Here is a 19,368-nt window from a genome sequence, read left to right as displayed (position 1 = left end):
ATTAACCGGTTGTGTAGACATCAAAGCGGGTACTACGACCCTTAAGCTGAAAATTAGGTTTGGCCTGTGTTAACAAGGGGGCTTTTAAGGGACGCTTTAAGACCACCCGTCGCTGTGCGGTTGCCATCGCCTGATCAAACAGTTCAGGCAAATCCTGGTCATCCCCTGCCAGTTGTCGTAACGCGACCATGGCTTTGCGGGGTAGGGAACCTTTGCCTTCATGGGGAAACATGGGATCGAGATAGATGACCTCAACTGGGTCAGGCAGGGTTTGCATAACCTGGCGAGCATCGTTGGTATGTAGGGTCAGGCGTTGAGCGACATCGTGACGTTCAGGGTCACGTTTGGCCTGCTGCAAACCATCCGACAATAAAAGGGCCATCAACGCAACCCGCTCAGCCAAGATAACCTCACACCCCATTCTGGCCATTAGCCAACCATCCCCACCCAAACCTGCCGTTGCATCCAGCACGCTAGGTAGGTTAGACCCCTTAATCCCCACGGCTCGTGCCAATGGTTGCCCCCGAACCCAACTCTCTGGCCCGGAGGGGGGAATCGCTCCTGCTGTCAACTTGGCGGTAATGGGATTTTGCCGCTTTTGATCACCGCTTTTTAGGGCGTAGCCATCACGGCCAACCCATAAAAGCAAAGGGGTCGGGCAGGGGGCACCCACCCCTAACAGGGGCCAGCCATACTGCTGGGCCAGCGCTGTGGCTTGCTGGATTTGAGATTCCGTGGCTGGAACCACACTTAGCACGCTCATGCAACCTCACCTCACTCAAAAAACCGGGGGCACCGCACATGGGTGGTTTATTCCTGAGGTGCCGTGCCGTAGAATAAGCGGGTTTCGCTTCCATGTACACCGGTGAGCCATGCTCAACGCTTAAATAGAAATCGGATAACCATGAATCACCCCTCAAAAATCGTGGCCTTTCAGGGTGCCCACGGCGCCTATAGTGAACAGGCCTGCCGGGAGAAACTCCCTGGTTATGAATCCCGTCCGTATAAGACATTTGAAGATGTCTTTATTGCCGTGGAGCAAGGGGATGCCGAACTTGGTATGTTACCGGTTGAAAACAGCATGGCTGGTGTTGTAAGTGATAGCTACGACCTGCTGGCTGTACATAACCTTCATATCATCGGTGAACATTACCAGCGGGTTCGCCACTGCCTAATGGCGCACCGTGGTGCCTCTATCGACCAAGTTAAAACGGTCTATTCACACCCACAGGCTCTGGCTCAATGCCACACTTTTCTTAAAAAACAGGGGTGGACACGCATGGCGGTTTACGATACCGCTGGGGCCGCCGCTTCGCTCCAAGAAGAGAAACGGGAAGGGGAAGCCGCCATTGCATCCGCACTGGCGGCAGAGCTCTATGATCTGGATATTCTAGCCGAAGAGATCCAGGATAGCGCCAACAATACCACACGGTTTTTAGTGATCGCCAAAGATGGCATCATCCCCATGCCCGAAGTTGGGTGCAAAACCAGCTTGCTGTTTGAAGTACGCCATATACCGGCTGCACTGTATAAATGCCTGGGCGGGTTTGCCACGAATGGGATTAACCTGACCCGTTTGGAATCCCGTCCGGTGGCGGGACGGGATTGGAGCTACCACTTCTATCTGGACTTTCAGGGACGCCTGGATCAACCCAATGCCCAGCAAGCTTTGGAAGAGTTGGAGTTCTATACCCATAGCATGAAGGTACTGGGTTGCTATCCTGAATCCCTACGTCCCCAGGGGCAGACACAAGCATGATCAGCTTTCCCCAAATCGATCCCATCATGTTCGAAGTCGGCCCGCTGGCTATCCGCTGGTATGGCATGATGTATACCCTCTCCTTTATCGTTGGGTGGCCACTCCTAAAGCGTCGTGCACAACGTGTTATGCCTGAACTGAGTGTGGATCATTTAGGGGATATCATGGTCTACACCCTGCTGGGCTTGGTTCTTGGGGGGCGCTTTGGCTATGTACTGTTCTACAACTTTGACTATTTTATTTCGGACCCGTTGGCCATGCTTCGCATCTGGGAAGGGGGCATGTCTTTTCATGGTGGATTGCTCGGCGGTGTAACCGCTTGTCTGCTCTACTCACGTAAAACCAACATTCCCTGTTTAACACTGGCTGATTTGGTGTTTCCCATCGTGCCGTTGGGGCTGCTCTTTGGACGTATTGGTAATTTCATCAATGGGGAGCTATGGGGACGTATATCAGACCTGCCATGGGCGATGGTCTTTCCCGGGGCAGGGCCCTATGCCCGCCATCCCAGTCAGCTCTATGAGGCTTTCTTAGAAGGCGTGGTCCTTTTTATTGTCTTGAACTGGCTTGCACGAAAAACCCGTTCCAGTGGATTTCTTCTCGGAGCTTTTATGGTGGGGTATGGTCTCTCCCGCTTTTTGGTGGAATTTGTGCGAGAACCCGACGCCCACCTGGGCCTTCTTACCCTGGGCTTATCCATGGGGCAATGGTTAACCTTACCCCTACTGGTACTCGGAGGCTGGTTGATGTTCCGCCCCCATGCGGCTCCAGGGTTGCCAGGACAAGCCGAACCTTCAGGGAAAGCCAACAGTGGCTGAAAAGGCGTGTGAAGAGGAGCGGTTGGATCGCTTAAAGCGGGTTGTTAAACAGCTCCCTCTTAAGCCAGGTGTTTACCGTTTTTATGATGGTGAAGATCAGCTGCTTTATGTGGGTAAGGCCAAAGCACTACGCAAGCGGGTGAGCAGCTACTTTAGCCGTCAGAGTGGACATAGCCCCAAAACCATTGTGATGGTTAAGCAGATTCAGCGGCTGGAGTTTACCGTAACAGCGACGGAAAATGATGCTTTGGTGCTGGAAGCTAACCTGATTAAAGCCCACCAACCCCGCTACAATGTTGTCTTTAAGGATAACAAGTCCTACCCCTACCTGCACCTAAGCACCCAGCATGATTATCCTGCGCTGGCACTCTATCGCGGTGATCGCAAAATTCCAGGACGTTTTTTTGGCCCTTATCCTTCGACCCATGCGGTTAGAGATACCTTAAAATGGCTACAGAAGATCTTTCCTGTTCGCCAGTGTGAGGATAGTCAGTTTAACCACCGCACACGGCCCTGCTTGCAATATCAGATTCACCGTTGTGGTGGACCGTGTTGTGATCGAATATCCTTGGCCAACTATGGAAAAATGGTGGATCAGGTCAGCCTGTTTTTGGAAGGCAAAGATAAACAGCTGGTTAAAGCCCTTAAAGAGGATATGTGGCAGGCTGCTCAAGATCGGGATTTTGAAGGGGCCGCCAGACTACGTGACCGTATTAATGGCATTGAACATGTCCAGGAGCGTCGCCGGTTAAACTTAACCGGTGAGGTTGACCTGGATGTCATGAGTGTCTCCGTGGGGGTGAAGAAGGCGATCGTTCAAGTCTTTTTTATCAGGGCAGGCATCAATTTAGGCAACCGAGCCTTCTTTTTGGATAAAGGTGAGGAGGAGGACCCGACCATTATCCTTCAAGCTTTTGTCAGCCAGTTTTATCTGGATAAACCGCCTCCACCGGAGATCCTCCTTGAGTATCTCCCCTTGGAACAAGAGATGCTGGAGGAGGCTTTAAGTGAGCGATTGGGTAAACGGGTCAAGTTATTGCACCCTCAACGGGGGGAGCGTCGCCGTTTGCTGGAGATGGCCCAGGAAAATGCACAGCAAGCTTTAAAACAGTACCAGTCCAGCCGAGATCATGTTCGGGATCAGCTGGAGGGTTTGCAAGAGATATTTAATCTTTCGGAACCTCCTCAGCGTATTGAAATTTACGATAACTCCCACATGCAGGACAGCAATGCCGTTGGTGCCATGGTGGTGTTTGGTCCTGAGGGATTTGAAAAAAACCAGTATCGTAAATTTAATCTGGAAGAGTCTGGCGCCCCAGATGATACAGCCCGTATGATTGCTGTCCTTACCCGTCGCTTCAAACGTCTCAAAGAGGGGGAGGGGCGTTGGCCAGATATTGTGCTGCTGGATGGCGGTATTGCTCAACTGAACGCGGCGTTAAAAGTGGTCGAAGATCTGCAGATTGATGGGGTTCTTTTTACAGCCATCGCCAAAGGTCCTGAACGTAACGCCGGACAGGAGCGGCTTTTCTTGCCCGCTCAAAGCAATCCGCTTATACTGCCTGAGGATTCACCACTGTTGCACTTTTTGCAGGTGGTTAGGGATGAAGCACACCGTTTTGTTATTGGCTTTCATCGTAACCGACGGGGGAAACGCCAGACACGATCACTACTCGATGGTATTGCGGGTGTCGGCCCCAGCCGTAAGAAGGTACTCATTAAACAGTTTGGTTCCGTCAAAGGGGTACGTGAAGCCTCACAAGAGGAGATCGCTGCACTACCCGGTTTTTCTACCCATCTAGCCCGCACCATTATGGATGCCCTGGATGAGACATCTGGCTGAATACGGATCTTATGAATCTACCGAATAAATTAACGGTCTCTCGTGTTGTCTTAATTCCCTTTTTTATCGCCTCGGTCTACCTGCCTGGTGATCAAGGGCATCTTACGTCAACGGCTCTCTTCATCCTTGCCTCTTTAACCGATTGGCTGGATGGGTATCTAGCCCGTAGTCGGGGGGAGATGACCTCCTTTGGCAAGTTTCTTGATCCCGTTGCCGATAAGCTGTTGGTCATTGCCGCACTGATCATTCTTTTGGCTGAACAGCGCGCGCATATGGTGGCGGTACTCATCTTGGTGGCCCGTGAAATTGTCATTATGGCACTCCGGGAGTTCATGGCTGGCAAAGGCAGTGGCGTACCTGTCTCTTGGGTGGGCAAATGGAAAACCGCCATTCAGATGAGTGGTATCACCCTTTTACTGCTCCACGATGCCTTTTTTGGTATTGCCTTACATAACCTGGGGCAAATACTCCTCTATAGCTCTGCTATTTTGGCTGTCTGGTCCGCCTATCTTTATATCCGTAGTGTTTGGCCCCATATCATGGAAGGGGCAAGCTGAATCTTTGTTTTAGTTTTTTGGGTCTTGTCACGGCAGCTTTCATTTTTTTTAACGGTTTCGTTAAAAAGGTCTTGACCCGGTAGGGGGGATCTCTTATATTCCCCTCCACCCGATGACGGATTGAGTGATTAAACAGTTCCTAACCAGGGATGATCACAAATAATCAATCATCGATGTGAGTGCCGAAATCACAGTAGGTATGCGGGAGTAGCTCAGGGGTAGAGCGCGACCTTGCCAAGGTCGATGTCGAGGGTTCAAATCCCTTCTCCCGCTCCATTTTTCGGCCGGGTGGCGAAGTGGTCTAACGCTGAGGTCTGCAAAACCTTTATTCGTGGGTTCGAATCCCACCCCGGCCTCCAGCTATACCAAGTCTAAAAAAAGTGCATGCGGGAGTAGCTCAGGGGTAGAGCGCGACCTTGCCAAGGTCGATGTCGAGGGTTCAAATCCCTTCTCCCGCTCCAACTTTTTCCTTCCCCTCTCCAAATCTTAAAATTGTCATCTAAAAATAGACGTAACCTATCGAAAAGTTTCACGTGACTTTACGGTCCGCATCCCCTAGTGTTACAGTCAATCTTACATTTATCCGCGACAGGTTCTTCTTTTTTTTATTTATAATAAAGTCGGGTCATATCGCGATTTTACGGCTCTGGTAACACTGTTAACGCCTCAACAGCGGTTATAGAGCTTAAACCATTCTGTTTTTACGGTTCAGGATCTTCCCATGAGTAACGCTTACGATCAGATTTTCCGCCAAAACGAGCGGGTAATGGTCTTTATCGATGGCTCTAACCTCTATGCAGCCATCCGCTCCCTCGGTTTTGATTTCGATTACAAAAAGCTACTGCGCTACTTCCGGTCTCAGGCCAATCTGGTCAGAGCCTACTACTTTACAGCGCTGGGTGACGACCAGGAGTACTCTCCCATCCGTCCTTTGGTTGACTGGCTGGCCTATAACGGCTACTCCGTCGTAACCAAGCCCATCAAAGAGTATGTGGACCCCGTAACCGGCCACAAGCGTACCAAAGGCAATATGGATATCGAAATTGCCGTTGATATGATGAAACTGGCCCCTTACTACGATCACGCGGTTCTGTTCTCAGGTGATGGGGACTTCCGTAGTGTGGTTGAGGTTGCTCAAGATCAGGGTAAAGTTGTAACCGTCATCAGCTCCTTAATGACGCAACCCCCCATGATTGCCGATGAGTTACGCCGTCAGGCTGACTACTTCATTGAGCTGAACCGCATTAAAGAACACCTCCAGCGGGACCCCTCCCAAGGACAGCAGGGTGGCGCACCAAGCATGCCTTAAACTGAGGTGTGATCGATAAAAAAGCCGCCGTTTGGCGGCTTTTTTTATGTATAGACACTCAAAAAAATGGCCGTCATTGATCTTTTTGATTCAGAAACAGTCTAATCTTGATAAAGATTGAACATACATACCCTTATGTACGTCATGATGGGTGGGTAGCAATGGGGAGGCTGTGATGAACGTTGTCGAAAGACTATTCAACCAATGGCAGGCTCAGCCCGAGTCTCGCGCAAAAGATGAACTGCTCGCATCGGTATTAGGCGATAACCGTAGCGGCACATCCATTCCACGTTATTGCACCGATATTGGGGAAGCTCAAGTTGCCATGGATCGTGCCTGGATGCTGCTGGAGGAGTCGGCACCCGTACGCATTGCTTGCCATGTCGAAGGTCATGGGCGTCAGGATGGTGGACGTCAATGCCATGTAGAGTGGTGGCCTGAAGATGGTGCACACCATGCGACACCTGAGTTTGAAAGTGAGGCCGAGTCTCGCGCTTTTGCAGCCTTTGCCTTTTTAAAAATGGAAGCTGGACAGACCTGATAGAAAACCCGAATATTATGGTTTTTCTGCTAAGCGGCTTGAGACCCTGAGTTTCAAGCCGCTTAACTGTTTTTACACCTATAACTCCTGGACCTTGCAGAGGCTTTGCTTCAAGATAGGGACTCCCTTTTTTATAACGGATGCAGGCTGCTGACACCGTCATGCCGCCTGTTTTTAGGAGGATATGGGCTGATGGGTAAGGTTGCGTTTCTTTTTCCAGGCCAAGGTTCCCAGGCTGTCGGCATGGGACAACAGCTCAAAGAGGCTGATGGCGACTGTGCAGATCTTTTTGAACAGGCCAATGCTGCGCTTGGGGATGATCTAACGGGATTAATGTTCAACGGGCCAGAGGAGGAGCTAACCCTGACCCGTAATACTCAGCCTGCTCTCGTCGTTACGGCGATGGCAGCCTATACCTTGGTCCGCAAACATAGTGACATTCAGCCCGCATTTGTCGCTGGGCACTCTTTAGGGGAATATGCGGCGATCTGTGCGGCCGGTGGGCTCTCTTTTGCGGATGCGGTGCGTTTGACCCGCCTGCGTGGGGACGCGATGCAAAAAGCGGTTCCGGTTGGTGTTGGGGCCATGGCCGCTATGCTGAATATGGATGCTGCAGTAGTCGAGGAAGTGTGCCAAGCCGCCCGTGAAGAGCTGGGCAAAGCCTGCGTACCGGCCAACTACAACAATCCCTCACAAATTGTGATTTCTGGTGACAAAGCAGCGGTTGAACGTGCGGTGGTTCTCGCCAAGGAAAAGGGGGCCAAGCGCTGTGTCATGCTACCTGTATCTGCCCCTTTCCATTGCCCTTTAATGCAGCCTGCAGCCGATGCCATGGAAGCGGCTCTCGCCAAAACCACAATGAATAATCTCACCATTCCCCTGGTTGCCAACGTCAACGCCGCGGTGACCACCGATGCAGAGATGGTACGCAAACAGTTGGTTGAGCAAGTATGTGGCTCGGTTCGCTGGGAAGACTCCATTCGCGCCATGATCGCCCAAGGGGTCGATACCTTTGTGGAGATTGGAACAGGCAAGGTTCTAACCGGCATGCTGCGCAGAATTGATAAAGGCGTTAAAGGGGTTACCATCAATGGACCCGACGACCTCACTTCCCTGGCTGATTTGGGTTAACTTTCTGTCATCGCTTTAAAGGAACATGAAGATGAGTGATCGCGTTGCAATCGTTACCGGCTCTACCGCAGGGATCGGTCAGGAAGCGGCCAAGCTGTTAGCCAAACGCGGGTGTCGTGTGGTCGTCACCGGTACCCGAACTGAGAAAATTGAAGAGACACTAGAGGCCATCCGTGCTGATGGTGGCGTGGCCGAGGGGATTGCGGCCAATATTGGCGTGGATGAAGATCTAGATAAACTGGTGGCCTTTGCCCAGGAGAGCTTCGGTGGTGTCGATATTCTGGTCAACAATGCCGGCATTACCCGTGACAACCTGTTCATGCGTATGAAGGATGATGAGTGGGATCAGGTCATCGCACTTAACCTAAGTAGTGTTTTTAAGCTATCCAAGCGTGTTATTCGTACCATGATGAAGACCCGCTATGGTCGCATTGTCAATGTGACCTCGGTGGTTGGTTTTAGTGGTAATGCTGGACAAACCAACTATACGGCGGCCAAAGCAGGACTGGTTGGTTTTAGCAAATCCTTGGCTAAAGAGGTGGCTAGCCGAGGCATTACCGTCAACTGTGTCGCGCCCGGGTTCATCCAGACGGCAATGACGGAAAAGCTGAATGAAAAGGCTCAAGAAGCCATCTTGGGGCAGATCCCCATGGGCGCCATGGGTAGTGTTGATGACATTGCCTCAGCCATTGGCTTTTTGGCCTCAGATGAAGCCCGCTATATCACAGGGGAAACCATACATGTCAATGGTGGCATGTATATGTGATTAAGTGGTCATTGCCCTTTTTATAAAGCTTTGGTAGGCGGAGATTCCGGCTATTCGAGCATTTGCTTCGAAAAAGGGCAGTAAAAAGCTATTTCCCCGTGCTAGTGGGGGGGCGGCTGTGCTATATAAAACAATCTGGAGGGGATAAGCGGTATACTTTTTAAAAAGCTACCGTATCTATCCATCACCTTTCTTTAAGAACAACAGAGGAAGCGAACCGATGAGTGATATCGCGGAACGTGTCAAAAAGATCGTTGCAGAGCAAATGGGTGTTGACCTGGACAAAGTGACCGACGACGCCAAGTTTGTCGAAGACCTGGGTGCTGACTCCCTGGATAACGTAGAGCTGGTAATGGCTTTCGAAGAAGAGTTCGGCTGCGAGATCCCCGACGAAACCGCCGAGAAAATCGCCTCGGTGAATGACGCCATTAAGTACATTGGCGAGAACATGGAATAAGATCCGTTTTGGGAGAGGTGTGGATTTCCTAGGATCACATACTCAACCCATACGGTGACCATAGCCACGGCGTCCTGTTCTTATTGTGCAGGACGCCGTGTGCCGTTCCATCTTGTAGCGTATTGATTTATTGCATTAACCTTCCCTAAAAAGTCTGCTCAAAGGTTGAGAATTGGCTTTTAGGAAGCTGTCGAAAGGGTTCGCTCCGTGAATCACAGAGTTGTCATCACCGGTGTTGGTCTGGTTACCCCTCTGGGTGTGGGCAATGACGAAACCTGGACCAAGCTGATCGCAGGTGAGTCTGGTATTGCACCTTTGACCTCCTTCGATACCGAAGCCTACGCCTGTAAAATTGGCGGTGAAATTAAAAACTTCGACGTGGAACAGTGGATTCACAAAAAAGAGGTCAAAAAGATGGACCGCTTCATCCATTATGGGATGGCGGCTTCACAGATAGCCTGGGAAGACAGTGGCCTGGAAGAGCCTGAAGAGGAAGAGAGCTACCGCTACGGCGCCATTATTGGTTCTGGTATTGGTGGTTTGATCGCCATTCAAAATCAAGCCATTGCGCTGAAAGAGAAGGGCCCTCGTCGTATCTCTCCCTTCTTTATCCCGATGTCTTTGATCAACTTGGTCTCCGGCCAGCTTGCCATTAAATATGGCCTTCGCGGTCCAAACCATTCGGTTGTGACAGCTTGTGCCACAGGTACCCACGCCATTGGCGATGCCATGCGTATTATCCAACGTGGTGAAGCGGATGTCATGGTGGCCGGTGGTGCTGAAGCAGCCATTTGTGAGCTGGGTATTGGCGGCTTTGCTGCAGCCCGTGCGCTCTCTACCCGTAATGATGATCCCACCCGTGCCTCACGTCCCTGGGATACCGGCCGGGATGGTTTTGTCCAATCCGATGGTGCGGGTGTGGTGGTTGTGGAAAGTTATGAGCACGCCAAGGCGCGTGGAGCCCGTATTTATGCAGAGCTCATTGGTTACGGCATGTCAGGAGATGCCCACCATATTACGGCTCCACACCCCAGTGGTGATGGCGCGGCCCGCTGCATGACAGCTGCTCTAAAAGATGCCCAAATTGATCCTCAGCAGATCGGGTATATCAATGCCCACGGTACCTCAACCCCTCAAGGGGATATCATTGAGACCAAAGCTGTGAAGAAAATCTTTGGTGAAAGCGAAGCCAAAAAAGTCATGGTCTCTTCGACCAAATCCATGACCGGGCACCTTCTGGGGGCTGCGGGTGGTATTGAAGCCATCTTTACCGCCAAAGCACTGCATGAAGGGGTTATTCCCCCGACCATTAACTTGGATGATCCTGATCCTGAATGTGATCTGGACTATGTACCCCACACAGCACGCCAGGAACAGGTAGAGGCTGCACTCTCCAACTCATTTGGATTTGGTGGTACCAACGCAACACTGGTGCTGAAACGGGTCCCCTGATAGCCTGTTTTAGTTCACGTTGAATACAGGCTTGAATGTTGAAAAAACTGTTTTTTTACCTACTTCTGCTCATCCTTGTTGCCACCACCGGTTCGGCAGGCTTTGCCTGGATGCGTTATGAGGCTTTTCTTCAGCAACAAGCACCACAAAACCTGGATTTTGTGGTCGCTCGGGGTTGGAGTGTGGGAAAAACAGCGCAGCAATTAGAAGCGCGGGGGGTTATTGACTCCGCGCTTTTTTTCCGCCTAATGAACAGACATAAACCAGGGGCAGCTCTCAAAGCAGGAACATTTGCCATTGAGAAGGGGATGACACCGGAGCAGATTCTATTGCGTTTACGCTCTACAGATGTGGTGCGTTACATGGTGACCTTTCCTGAAGGGATCTCTCTTAAGCAAATTGCTCAGCGGTTTAATGAAAAAGGCTGGTCTGGTGCAGGTTCCGCTTTATTAACCCCACAAGGGCGTGAAAGACTCGGCGTCCCACAACAGACTCTCGAAGGTCTTTTGTTTCCTGACACCTACTATTATGAAGCCAATGAGCAGGGTTGGGGAATTGCCCAGCGCATGGTGCAACGCATGCAGCAGGTGCTTGATAAAGCGTGGGGGGCAACCCCTAAAGAGCAGAAGAAGCTTAGTCGTTATGAAACCCTGATCTTAGCCTCTATTGTCGAAAAAGAGACCGGTGCTGCTGCAGAGCGCCCTGAGATCGCAGGTGTCTTTCATAACCGTCTGGCGCGACGCATGCGGTTACAGAGTGACCCGACCGTGATCTATGGTATTAAAGATTATCGGGGTAATATCACCCGTAAACATTTACGAACCCCCACCCCTTATAATACCTATACCATTTCTGCTCTTCCTCCGACCCCTATCTGCTCACCAGGGGCTGGGGCGATTACGGCTGTATTACACCCCAAAAAAACCAACGCTTTATACTTTGTTGCTCGGGGGGATGGTTCAGGTAGCCATCGGTTTGCACGGACACTGAAAGAGCACAATCGCAACGTCAAAACCTACCTCAAACAGTTGCGTAAAAATCGGAAATGAAAACGAAGGGCCGAGCATGTTGGGTAAATTCATTACATTTGAGGGTGGAGAAGGTGCAGGAAAAACCACCCAAATTGAACGCTTGGCCATACGTTTAACGGATCAGGGGCATCAGGTTCTACGTACCCGTGAACCAGGCGGCTGCGCCATCAGTGAACGTATTCGTGAAATACTGGTAACGGGGCGTGGTAATGACTTGGATGGTACATCCGAACTGTTGCTGATTTTAGCTGCACGACATGAGCATATTCGACAAGTCATTCGTCCCGCACTTGAAGCAGGAACCTGGGTCTTGTGTGACCGGTTTGAAGACAGCACCATGGCTTACCAAGGGGCCGCTAGGGGTGGGGATGAAACATGGCTTAAACAGCTAGGGCAGTGGATTAGGGGGGATGTTTGCGCTGATTTAACCCTGGTTTTGGATCTTGACCCCCATGAGGGCTTAGCCCGCAGCCACCGACGTGGCGGAAAAGAGCAGCGCTTTGAGCAGGAAGCTCTCTCTTTTCACCAGACCGTACGTCAGGCCTTTCAACGCATTGCCCAACAAAATCCCAAGAGGGTCAAAATCATCCAAGCGGATCAAAGTATGGAACAGGTCTCAGCGCAGGTGTGGAACCATACGGAGGCACTCCTTGCTTCAATTTAATCAAATATTGGGGCAACAAGGTGCTTTAGATGGCTTAACCAGTGCCATCGCCGCAGGACGTTTAGCCCATGGGTTGCTCTTTTATGGCCCTGCGGGCGTGGGTAAAAAAAGTACGGTCCGTGCCTTGGTTCAGCGAACGCTCTGTCATGAAGTAGGGGAACACGCGCTCAATGCCAGTGGTACTCTACCCGAGAGTGGGTGTGGTCACTGTAGCTCCTGTGCCCGCTTTGACAGTGGAGGCCACCCAGACCTTTTATGGCTTGAGAAGCAGGATGGACGAACCCAACTCTTAGTTGATCAGGTCCGTGATTTAACTCACTTTGTTGCCTTAACACCGCTGCTCTCAAACTATAAAGTCGCTGTTATTGATGAAGTCAGCCTGATGAATGCCAGTGCAGCGAACGCCCTGTTAAAAACCTTGGAAGAGCCTCCTGCTCAATCTTTAATTATTCTTACAACCCAAAGCCCTGGTGCCCTGTTACCTACCATACGCTCCCGCTGTCAAGCCATCCGCTTTGTTCCACTTGAAGCGGATATCCTTAGAAAACTACTCAAAAATCATAAAACTGAGCCGCCTTTAACAGATCAGGCCATGGAAAGTGCGATTGAGATGGCTGGGGGTAGCATGGGTCGTGCCTTGGCGTTGTGTGAAGGGGAGTTACCCACACAACGTCAGGAGCTTTGGCAAGATATGGCACAACTGTTAAAGGGCACGGATTTAGGGACCATCTGTGATCTCGCCGCAAGATGGGGAAAAGCAGAGCTGTTTGAAACCACCACTATGCTGTTGGAGTTCTGGTTTCAGTCCCATATTCGTGCTAATTTATTAGATCAAGATCAATCCAATAACCACCAAGCTCAATCAACCCGTAACCGGGAGTGGTTGACGCTTGCGCAACAGTTTACACGTATGGTGGATGAAGCTAGGGTTTTTAATCTGAACCGCCCTCTGATGCTGGAACATCTGTTTATTCGCATCACCCGACTGGCGACCTAAACCTGCCACATGTGTGTTAAGAAGGAATTCCCGGCAATGTCCGAGATCGAATCGCCTTCTGATCCTCAGGATCAGAGCGCTCTGTTGGAAACATCCCAACCCTCCTCAAGTTCAACAATAGAGACCCAGCCAGATGCGGGTAGCGCAGCATCGCCTGGTCAAGAAGAGCAGAAGCAAACGTCAAAAGAGGGACGAAAAGGGCGCAATAACCAACACCGGTTGGTTGGCTTTCGTATGGAAAGCTCCTGCATGGTCTACCAGATCAAGTCGCGTATTGCTAACCTGAGTAGTGGGGATGCCATTTTGTTGGAAAACCGTGCTGGGGAAGTTATTCCTGGCCGCGTTACCCATGTTGCGCCATGGGACCCGCAAAATAAAAACAATCTTTTTTGTGGCCCTGTGACCCGTATTATTCGGCGCATGACCGATCAGGATAAACAGGTTCAAGAGACCCGTGAACAGCGGGAAAAAAGCGCCTACCGTCTGTGTCGACAACTTATCCGTGAACAACAGCTCCCGATGAAACTCTCCAAGGTCTCCATTCAGGGGAGTAATAAGGCCATTTTTCATTTTACCGCAGAAAACCGGGTCGATTTCCGTGCACTGGTCAAGCAGCTTAGCGGTGAGCTAAGCATGCGGGTAGAGATGCGCCAGTTAGGGGTAAGGGATGAAGCCAAACTACTGGGTGGGATGGCACCTTGTGGTCGTAATCTTTGCTGTTCTTCACATTTGAACAAGTTTCACCCTGTTTCAGTACGTATGGCAAAAAATCAGGATCTCTCCCTGAATCCCGACTCTATTTCTGGTGTGTGTGGGCGGTTAATGTGCTGCCTGTCTTATGAGAATGATGTCTACAGCGATATGCGTAAGGGCTTACCGAAGCCAAAATCTCGTATGATGCTGGCCAATGGGGAGGAGGTTGCCATTCGTGTGGTTCACCCGATCTCCCAATCGGTCGAAATCCAATTTTCAGACCGTACCCGTAAGACACTCACCGTCGAAGAGCTTAACCATGAAGTAGAGGGAACAACACCTGAACCTAAGGTTGAAGAGCCTGTGATCCATCAGGTTGTTGCCGAAGCCATTGCTCAACCAAATGATAAACCCACCCCCAAGACTCAAGAAGAACGTGGGGAGAATGAAGAAGAAAAGAGTGGTCGTAAACGCCGCCGACGACGTCGCAATAAAGATCGGCAGGAGGCTAACCAAACTGCTGGAGAAAAGCCAGCTTCTCAAAGTGTGACACCCGCACCAGCTGAGGAAAATGCTGAAAAGTCAGCAAGTGGGGAAGAACCTAAAAAACGTCGCCGTCGCCGTCGTCGTAAACCGAACTCTGCCGAAGCTGAGAATAAGACCACTCAACAACCACAACAGGCAAGTCCTTCCTCCCCACCTGCTCCAGCAGGGGATCAAGAAAAAGGCTCAGGAGAAGCCCCCAAACGTCGTCGTCGACGCAGGCGACGCCGGGGGGGAAATGGAAACTCTGAGACCAAAAGCGAGTCTTAACTGATAAGCCTTCATATCACACCGACGAAGCCCGATGATAAATCGGGCTTTTACCTATCTCTAAAGAACCTAAGCGTTTGTCGTTTAGTTTGAGGCCGTAATTAAGGTTCGTCGCGATTAATCATCCTAAGGGGGCTTTATCAAATGCCCCCTCAAACACCATTCGGATTTCAACCATGTACCTTGCTGATAGCCATGCGCACTTGACCTTTGATGCCTTTAAAGAGGATTTGGACACGGTCTTGGACCACGCACGTAAACGAGGCGTGCGCTATATCAACACCATAGGAACCCGTCTGGATGAGGTTGAAGCCCTATTAGCACTGACACAAAAGCGTCCGCATATCTATACAACTGTGGGAGTGCACCCACACTATGCGGATGAGTATGTTACATGTACGGCTGAGGAAATTGTCACCTTGGCTCAGAACCCCAAAGTGGTTGCCATTGGGGAAGCTGGGCTAGACTACCACTATGACAATGCCGATCGGGGGAACCAACGTACGGTGCTGCGTACCCACATTCAAGCGGCCCGGCACGCTAACCTTCCGTTGGTTATCCATACACGGGAAGCAGAGGCAGACACGCGCACCATTATGGAAGAGGAGAAGGCCTCAGAGTGTGGTGGGGTTATCCACTGTTTTACAGGTAGCAAGGATATGGCTACTTGGGCACTAGACCAGGGCTATTATATTTCACTCTCAGGTATTGTCACTTTTAGTTCAGCCCAGGAATTACAAGAAATTGCCCGCTATATTCCGGCAGACCGTTTACTGGTAGAGACTGATGCACCTTATCTGTCCCCTTTAGCCAAGCGGGGTAAACGCAATGAACCAGCCTTTGTAGAGCTTACAACCAAAACCATCGCCAAGTTACGCGGTATTAATGCCAAAGACCTGGCCGATATGACTACAGAGAATTACCGTCGGCTTTTTCGAATTGATCTAGCAAGAACCAGCGATAAAGGTGTTTTGGCCTATCCCATTGGCAACCGTTTGTATATGAATGTCACCCATGGATGTACCTTGAAATGTCAGTTTTGTCCCAAATGGGCTGCCCCTGAAGTACATGATTTTGATCTCGGACTTAAGGCAAACCCGAGTAGTGATGAACTTATTGGGGCTTTTGGTGAGTTGGACGCCTTTGATGAAATTGTCTTTTGTGGTTATGGCGAACCAACCTTACGCATAGAGGTTATGTTGCAAGTCGCCAAAGCTGCAAAAGAGCAAGGTAAAAAGGTTCGTCTCAATACAGACGGTTTGGCAAACTTTGTGTATGGGAAAGATGTAACTCCACAAATGGCTGGATTGATTGATGCAATTTCTATCTCGCTCAATGCCCAAAATGCTGAGATCTATGATCAGCATTGTGTCCCAGGAAAAACAGGTGCTTATGATGGTTTATTGGCATTTGTAGATAGCGTAAAAACCTATATTCCTGAAGTTACGCTGACCGCAATTAATGGTCTAGAAGGGGTAGATATTTCAGCGTGTGCCAAAATTGCCCGTCAAAAAGGTGTTAAATTTAGAGCTCGGCAATTGGATTTAGTCGGATAACAAGTGGCACCACTTCACTTTTTTGTTATCTGAAGAAGGAATTTGACCGATAGGGTCAGAAGAACTACCCCCGTTTTAGGTCTGTACCTGCAAAACGGATATTTAGACGATGCTTTCACCCGATATCAGCAGGGGGAAGCAATATCAGGAGTCCATGAACCTGTGGCTGAAACTAAGAATGAAGGCAAAACCAAGCGCTTTCTGAAAAGCCTGATTCAAACAGGTAAAGGAAAGGGCAAGGACCTCGCTGTTGCAGACGAGGACGGCTGCCATAAGATTGAGGAAGAGGAGATGATCATCAAGATCGTCACCCGCGCAATCGAGGAGCATCTGCCTGTTCAGCTTCAGCTTGAGGAAGGGGATGCTTTTACCTTTTTCACCTATTTTGAAAAAGAGAATGAAGAAACTTCCTACCTGGAACAGGCCCGGTATGTCTTAATTGATGCCTTGGACCCGCCCTTAGGAAATATCAAAATTCGCAGTGCTGTCTTTGTCGATATCTCCATGTTCACCGAGCTACATCTGGTGCGCACCAAGCTGCGTTTTCAGAAGATTATTGAAGGCAAAACCATTCAGCTCAGTTTTCCTCGCTACCTTCAGCAAGAACCGCAAAAACGGGCCATGGTACGTGCCAAGCTTGAATCTCAGTGGAAATTCAACTTGGAAATCATTCGCGAATCAGGTGTGAAGTTTAATGCGAAGGCGTATGATATCAGCACCGGTGGGGTGGCCATCTACTACAAAGATAAGATTGCCAAAATTACAGAAGGCTCACGTGTAGAAACGGTCATTTACTGGCCAGAAGGTCCACCGATCAGAGTCGATAGCATTGTGATTGGGCAGTTTAGTAAAGAGGGGTATACAGGGTACCGTGTACGTTTCTTAGTCGGATCCTTCGACATCAATGAAGCATTAGGTAAGGTTGTTTCTCTGGCTCAACGTATGAGCTTGACCAAACGTACACGTCTGTTTAGTAAAGATTAAATTAATTATTTATTGTTAAACTATTTCAGAGTAATAAAGCCCGTATCGCGTTGCGACACAACCCCCACAAACCGGTGGCCATTGGCCAGTGTAACGGCTTTACCTGGCTCTATGCGTTTGCCCATTTCAATCCAATACCGCGCATATTCCAAGATCTCATCCTGGGAGTCATATAAAAACTCCTGCCCTCGGCGTATATCAACATAACGCTCAAGCTCAGCGCCAGTAAACCGTTTTAGCCCCTTACTTTTTAACAGATACAAACCAGACTGTTTTTCCACGGCAAAGCGTACCCATAGCCGAATAGGTAGGTAGTCAAAAGCATTGGGATCATTATGACTGAGCCGCTCAAACACCATCCCTAAAGCGCGTTTGTACATAACAAAACGTGACCACATGATCAGGCGCTTACTACTTTCCCAATAGTTGAGAACCGGGCGCCCTTGATCGGCTAGAATATAAGATAGCGCCATGGTGTCATCAGCAATGGTCAAAAATTGATTCATATCCTTTGGTATGGTTGTCGGCCGAGTGATTAAATGCCCACGGTGTCCACGAACTAATTTTAAGTACAGATCTCGGTCAGGAGAGTGCTCAAGAGTCTTGCTAAAGTACGTGACAGGCAAAGGACGGTCTAAGATCTGGACGGAGAAGTGGGTATCGCGGTAGCGAATGGTATACTGACCTGCATGGCTTTGTTTCGTTGGGCCAGAGATCACTTCAAAGCGTTTTTCATCGATAAAACGGTGAATGTGCTTATGCAGTGTTGACACAGAGAAGCTAACAGGCCGGTCCATTAAAACCGTGTTGATAATAGGCTGCTGATTGAAATGAGAGACAGGTCTAACCCTTGGGGCACGATCCAATTTGGCCGCCATACGTTTAGGGGCAACCAGAGCCATCATATTTGGTGAGGCGGACTGTTGCACATCATGGGGGCGGGGAAGGGCTGCAGAAGAACCCACATCTACATGTTCAACGTGTGCTGAGGGTAATGACTGTTGCTGAATCTGTTTGGTGGGGGACGTTTTTTTAACGGGTTGAGCAACAGCACCTTCTGGTATGACCCGCGGCGCTTTGCTCTTAACTTGACTTGGCTCGACTTGGTGCGCTTTTTGTTTGGCTGGGGCATCGGACTGCGGACTAGACCCATCAAAATTTAACGTGCATCCACTGCTGATAAGCATGAGACAACTGAGTAGCATCCAACGCCCTAGATATGCTGACCCAGACCCCATGAATATGCCCTTTTTTAGTATCATTACACATCGATTGAATAGAGTAGCCAAACAAGGCGCAGTTTAGCCTGTTTTGTTTAGGGTTCCCAGTCAGAATACCCAGATCTCCCTGAAAATTTATAATCCTTCCTGAAAATAGTAAAAGAAAGCTTGAGATTAAGAAGTTGCTCTGCGAAAATTAAATTTTATATAAGAGTCATCATTTCATTACAAAAGGCATTCACTATATGAAATTTAGAGTCTTCATGCTCTTTGTCTTTCTCTTTCCTCTCACCTTGCAACACTTGGCTTTTGCAGACATCATCCCAGATGGATTAAAAAACGATATCATTGAGCTTTCTTTAAAGCAGTTTTGGGACAGCGCCAAACAACCAGATATCCAAGCCAAAAAAACCCAAGCCAAAGCTAAACTCATAGATGTACCGATTGATCTTGATGACGCACGTTCTGTATTGATTGCCGGTGAGATCTCCGCCATTGCCCGTTGGTGTGGGCTGAGTTGGAAAGGTCATTTTAACCGTATTATTGATAGTGCTAAAAGCTACAAACTCTCAGAAAGACAACAAACGTTTATCCATATTTTACACCAAACAGCAATGGATTATACCCAGTCAAAAATTGCCAAGCAGACCTGCTCTAATAATCTAAAAGCCAAGTTCTCTGCCTTGATCCGCTCACGAAGCAAAAAAAACATGGTATTTAGCCGCTCAACCCCCACCGCTTCGCGTTAAGTGGCATGAAGGATTACCAAAATGCTCA

19 protein-coding genes and 3 tRNA genes are annotated in these 19,368 nt (G+C 49.6%); 20 read left to right on the top strand and 2 right to left on the bottom strand.

Features of this window, described 5'->3' with window-relative positions; translation table 11 throughout:
* Window position 1: 1 nt before the first annotated feature.
* Window positions 2–763: a class I SAM-dependent methyltransferase gene (locus tag V5T57_RS16790; RefSeq protein WP_332892409.1), complete on the bottom strand. Its 762-nt coding sequence runs from the start codon at window positions 761–763 to the stop codon at window positions 2–4.
* Between the two features lie 141 nt (window positions 764–904).
* Here V5T57_RS16790 and pheA point away from each other — a divergent pair, with 141 nt between their 5' ends.
* The 19 genes from pheA (at window position 905) to V5T57_RS16695 (ending at window position 17,371) form a co-directional block, all read left to right on the top strand.
* A complete protein-coding gene (pheA, locus tag V5T57_RS16785; protein ID WP_332892408.1) occupies window positions 905–1,759 on the top strand; it encodes a prephenate dehydratase in 855 nt (284 codons plus the stop codon).
* The gene (lgt, locus tag V5T57_RS16780) at window positions 1,756–2,577 is read left to right on the top strand and encodes a prolipoprotein diacylglyceryl transferase (protein ID WP_332892407.1); all 822 of its coding nucleotides are present in this window, start codon (window positions 1,756–1,758) and stop codon (window positions 2,575–2,577) included. The genes pheA and lgt overlap by 4 nt, the downstream gene beginning before the upstream one ends.
* Window positions 2,570–4,420 carry an excinuclease ABC subunit UvrC gene (uvrC, locus tag V5T57_RS16775; RefSeq protein ID WP_332892406.1) on the top strand — a complete coding sequence of 617 codons (1,851 nt, stop codon included), beginning with the start codon at window positions 2,570–2,572 and terminating at the stop codon, window positions 4,418–4,420. The genes lgt and uvrC overlap by 8 nt, the downstream gene beginning before the upstream one ends.
* 11 nt (window positions 4,421–4,431) lie before the next feature.
* Entirely contained in the window at window positions 4,432–4,977 is a 546-nt protein-coding gene (gene pgsA / locus V5T57_RS16770) for a CDP-diacylglycerol--glycerol-3-phosphate 3-phosphatidyltransferase (RefSeq protein ID WP_332892405.1), read from the top strand.
* 201 nt (window positions 4,978–5,178) lie between these two features.
* Window positions 5,179–5,253: transfer RNA gene (locus tag V5T57_RS16765), tRNA-Gly, on the top strand.
* A gap of 6 nt (window positions 5,254–5,259) precedes the next feature.
* Window positions 5,260–5,336: transfer RNA gene (locus tag V5T57_RS16760), tRNA-Cys, on the top strand.
* Window positions 5,337–5,363: 27 nt separating this feature from the next.
* Window positions 5,364–5,438: transfer RNA gene (locus tag V5T57_RS16755), tRNA-Gly, on the top strand.
* Window positions 5,439–5,698: 260 nt separating this feature from the next.
* The gene (locus tag V5T57_RS16750) at window positions 5,699–6,286 is read left to right on the top strand and encodes a LabA-like NYN domain-containing protein (RefSeq protein WP_332892404.1); all 588 of its coding nucleotides are present in this window, start codon (window positions 5,699–5,701) and stop codon (window positions 6,284–6,286) included.
* A gap of 175 nt (window positions 6,287–6,461) precedes the next feature.
* Entirely contained in the window at window positions 6,462–6,827 is a 366-nt protein-coding gene (locus V5T57_RS16745; RefSeq protein ID WP_332892403.1) for a hypothetical protein, read from the top strand.
* A 192-nt stretch (window positions 6,828–7,019) separates the two neighbouring features.
* Window positions 7,020–7,958, top strand: a complete 939-nt coding sequence (fabD, locus tag V5T57_RS16740; RefSeq protein ID WP_332892402.1) for an ACP S-malonyltransferase — start codon at window positions 7,020–7,022, stop codon at window positions 7,956–7,958.
* 25 nt (window positions 7,959–7,983) lie between these two features.
* Window positions 7,984–8,724, top strand: coding sequence for a 3-oxoacyl-ACP reductase FabG (gene fabG / locus V5T57_RS16735; protein ID WP_332892401.1), 741 nt, complete (start codon window positions 7,984–7,986; stop codon window positions 8,722–8,724).
* 220 nt (window positions 8,725–8,944) lie between these two features.
* The gene (locus V5T57_RS16730) at window positions 8,945–9,181 is read left to right on the top strand and encodes an acyl carrier protein (RefSeq protein WP_332892400.1); all 237 of its coding nucleotides are present in this window, start codon (window positions 8,945–8,947) and stop codon (window positions 9,179–9,181) included.
* A 207-nt stretch (window positions 9,182–9,388) separates the two neighbouring features.
* Complete coding sequence (gene fabF, locus V5T57_RS16725; RefSeq protein ID WP_332892399.1) at window positions 9,389–10,633, top strand: beta-ketoacyl-ACP synthase II; 1,245 nt, start codon at window positions 9,389–9,391, stop codon at window positions 10,631–10,633.
* Window positions 10,634–10,668: 35 nt separating this feature from the next.
* On the top strand, window positions 10,669–11,682 hold the full coding sequence (gene mltG / locus V5T57_RS16720; protein ID WP_332892398.1) for an endolytic transglycosylase MltG: 1,014 nt from the start codon (window positions 10,669–10,671) through the stop codon (window positions 11,680–11,682).
* 16 nt (window positions 11,683–11,698) lie between these two features.
* A complete protein-coding gene (tmk, locus tag V5T57_RS16715) occupies window positions 11,699–12,328 on the top strand; it encodes a dTMP kinase (RefSeq protein WP_332892397.1) in 630 nt (209 codons plus the stop codon).
* Complete coding sequence (gene holB, locus V5T57_RS16710) at window positions 12,315–13,325, top strand: DNA polymerase III subunit delta' (protein ID WP_332892396.1); 1,011 nt, start codon at window positions 12,315–12,317, stop codon at window positions 13,323–13,325. The genes tmk and holB overlap by 14 nt, the downstream gene beginning before the upstream one ends.
* 36 nt (window positions 13,326–13,361) lie before the next feature.
* A complete protein-coding gene (locus V5T57_RS16705) occupies window positions 13,362–14,831 on the top strand; it encodes a PSP1 domain-containing protein (RefSeq protein ID WP_332892395.1) in 1,470 nt (489 codons plus the stop codon).
* A 176-nt stretch (window positions 14,832–15,007) separates the two neighbouring features.
* The gene (locus V5T57_RS16700; protein WP_332892394.1) at window positions 15,008–16,387 is read left to right on the top strand and encodes a TatD family hydrolase; all 1,380 of its coding nucleotides are present in this window, start codon (window positions 15,008–15,010) and stop codon (window positions 16,385–16,387) included.
* A 162-nt stretch (window positions 16,388–16,549) separates the two neighbouring features.
* Window positions 16,550–17,371: a PilZ domain-containing protein gene (locus tag V5T57_RS16695; protein WP_332892393.1), complete on the top strand. Its 822-nt coding sequence runs from the start codon at window positions 16,550–16,552 to the stop codon at window positions 17,369–17,371.
* Between the two features lie 20 nt (window positions 17,372–17,391).
* Here V5T57_RS16695 and V5T57_RS16690 read toward each other — a convergent pair whose 3' ends face one another.
* Window positions 17,392–18,576, bottom strand: coding sequence for a hypothetical protein (locus tag V5T57_RS16690; RefSeq protein ID WP_332892392.1), 1,185 nt, complete (start codon window positions 18,574–18,576; stop codon window positions 17,392–17,394).
* Window positions 18,577–18,836: 260 nt separating this feature from the next.
* Between V5T57_RS16690 and V5T57_RS16685 the strand changes: the two genes are divergently transcribed.
* Window positions 18,837–19,340 carry a hypothetical protein gene (locus V5T57_RS16685; protein ID WP_332892391.1) on the top strand — a complete coding sequence of 168 codons (504 nt, stop codon included), beginning with the start codon at window positions 18,837–18,839 and terminating at the stop codon, window positions 19,338–19,340.
* Window positions 19,341–19,368 lie beyond the last annotated feature (28 nt).

This window comes from Magnetococcus sp. PR-3 (assembly GCF_036689865.1).
In the GTDB taxonomy this organism is placed as follows: Bacteria; Pseudomonadota; Magnetococcia; order Magnetococcales; family Magnetococcaceae; genus Magnetococcus.
Note: the sequence above shows the minus strand (reverse complement) of the source record. Positions and strands in the feature narration are given on the sequence as shown.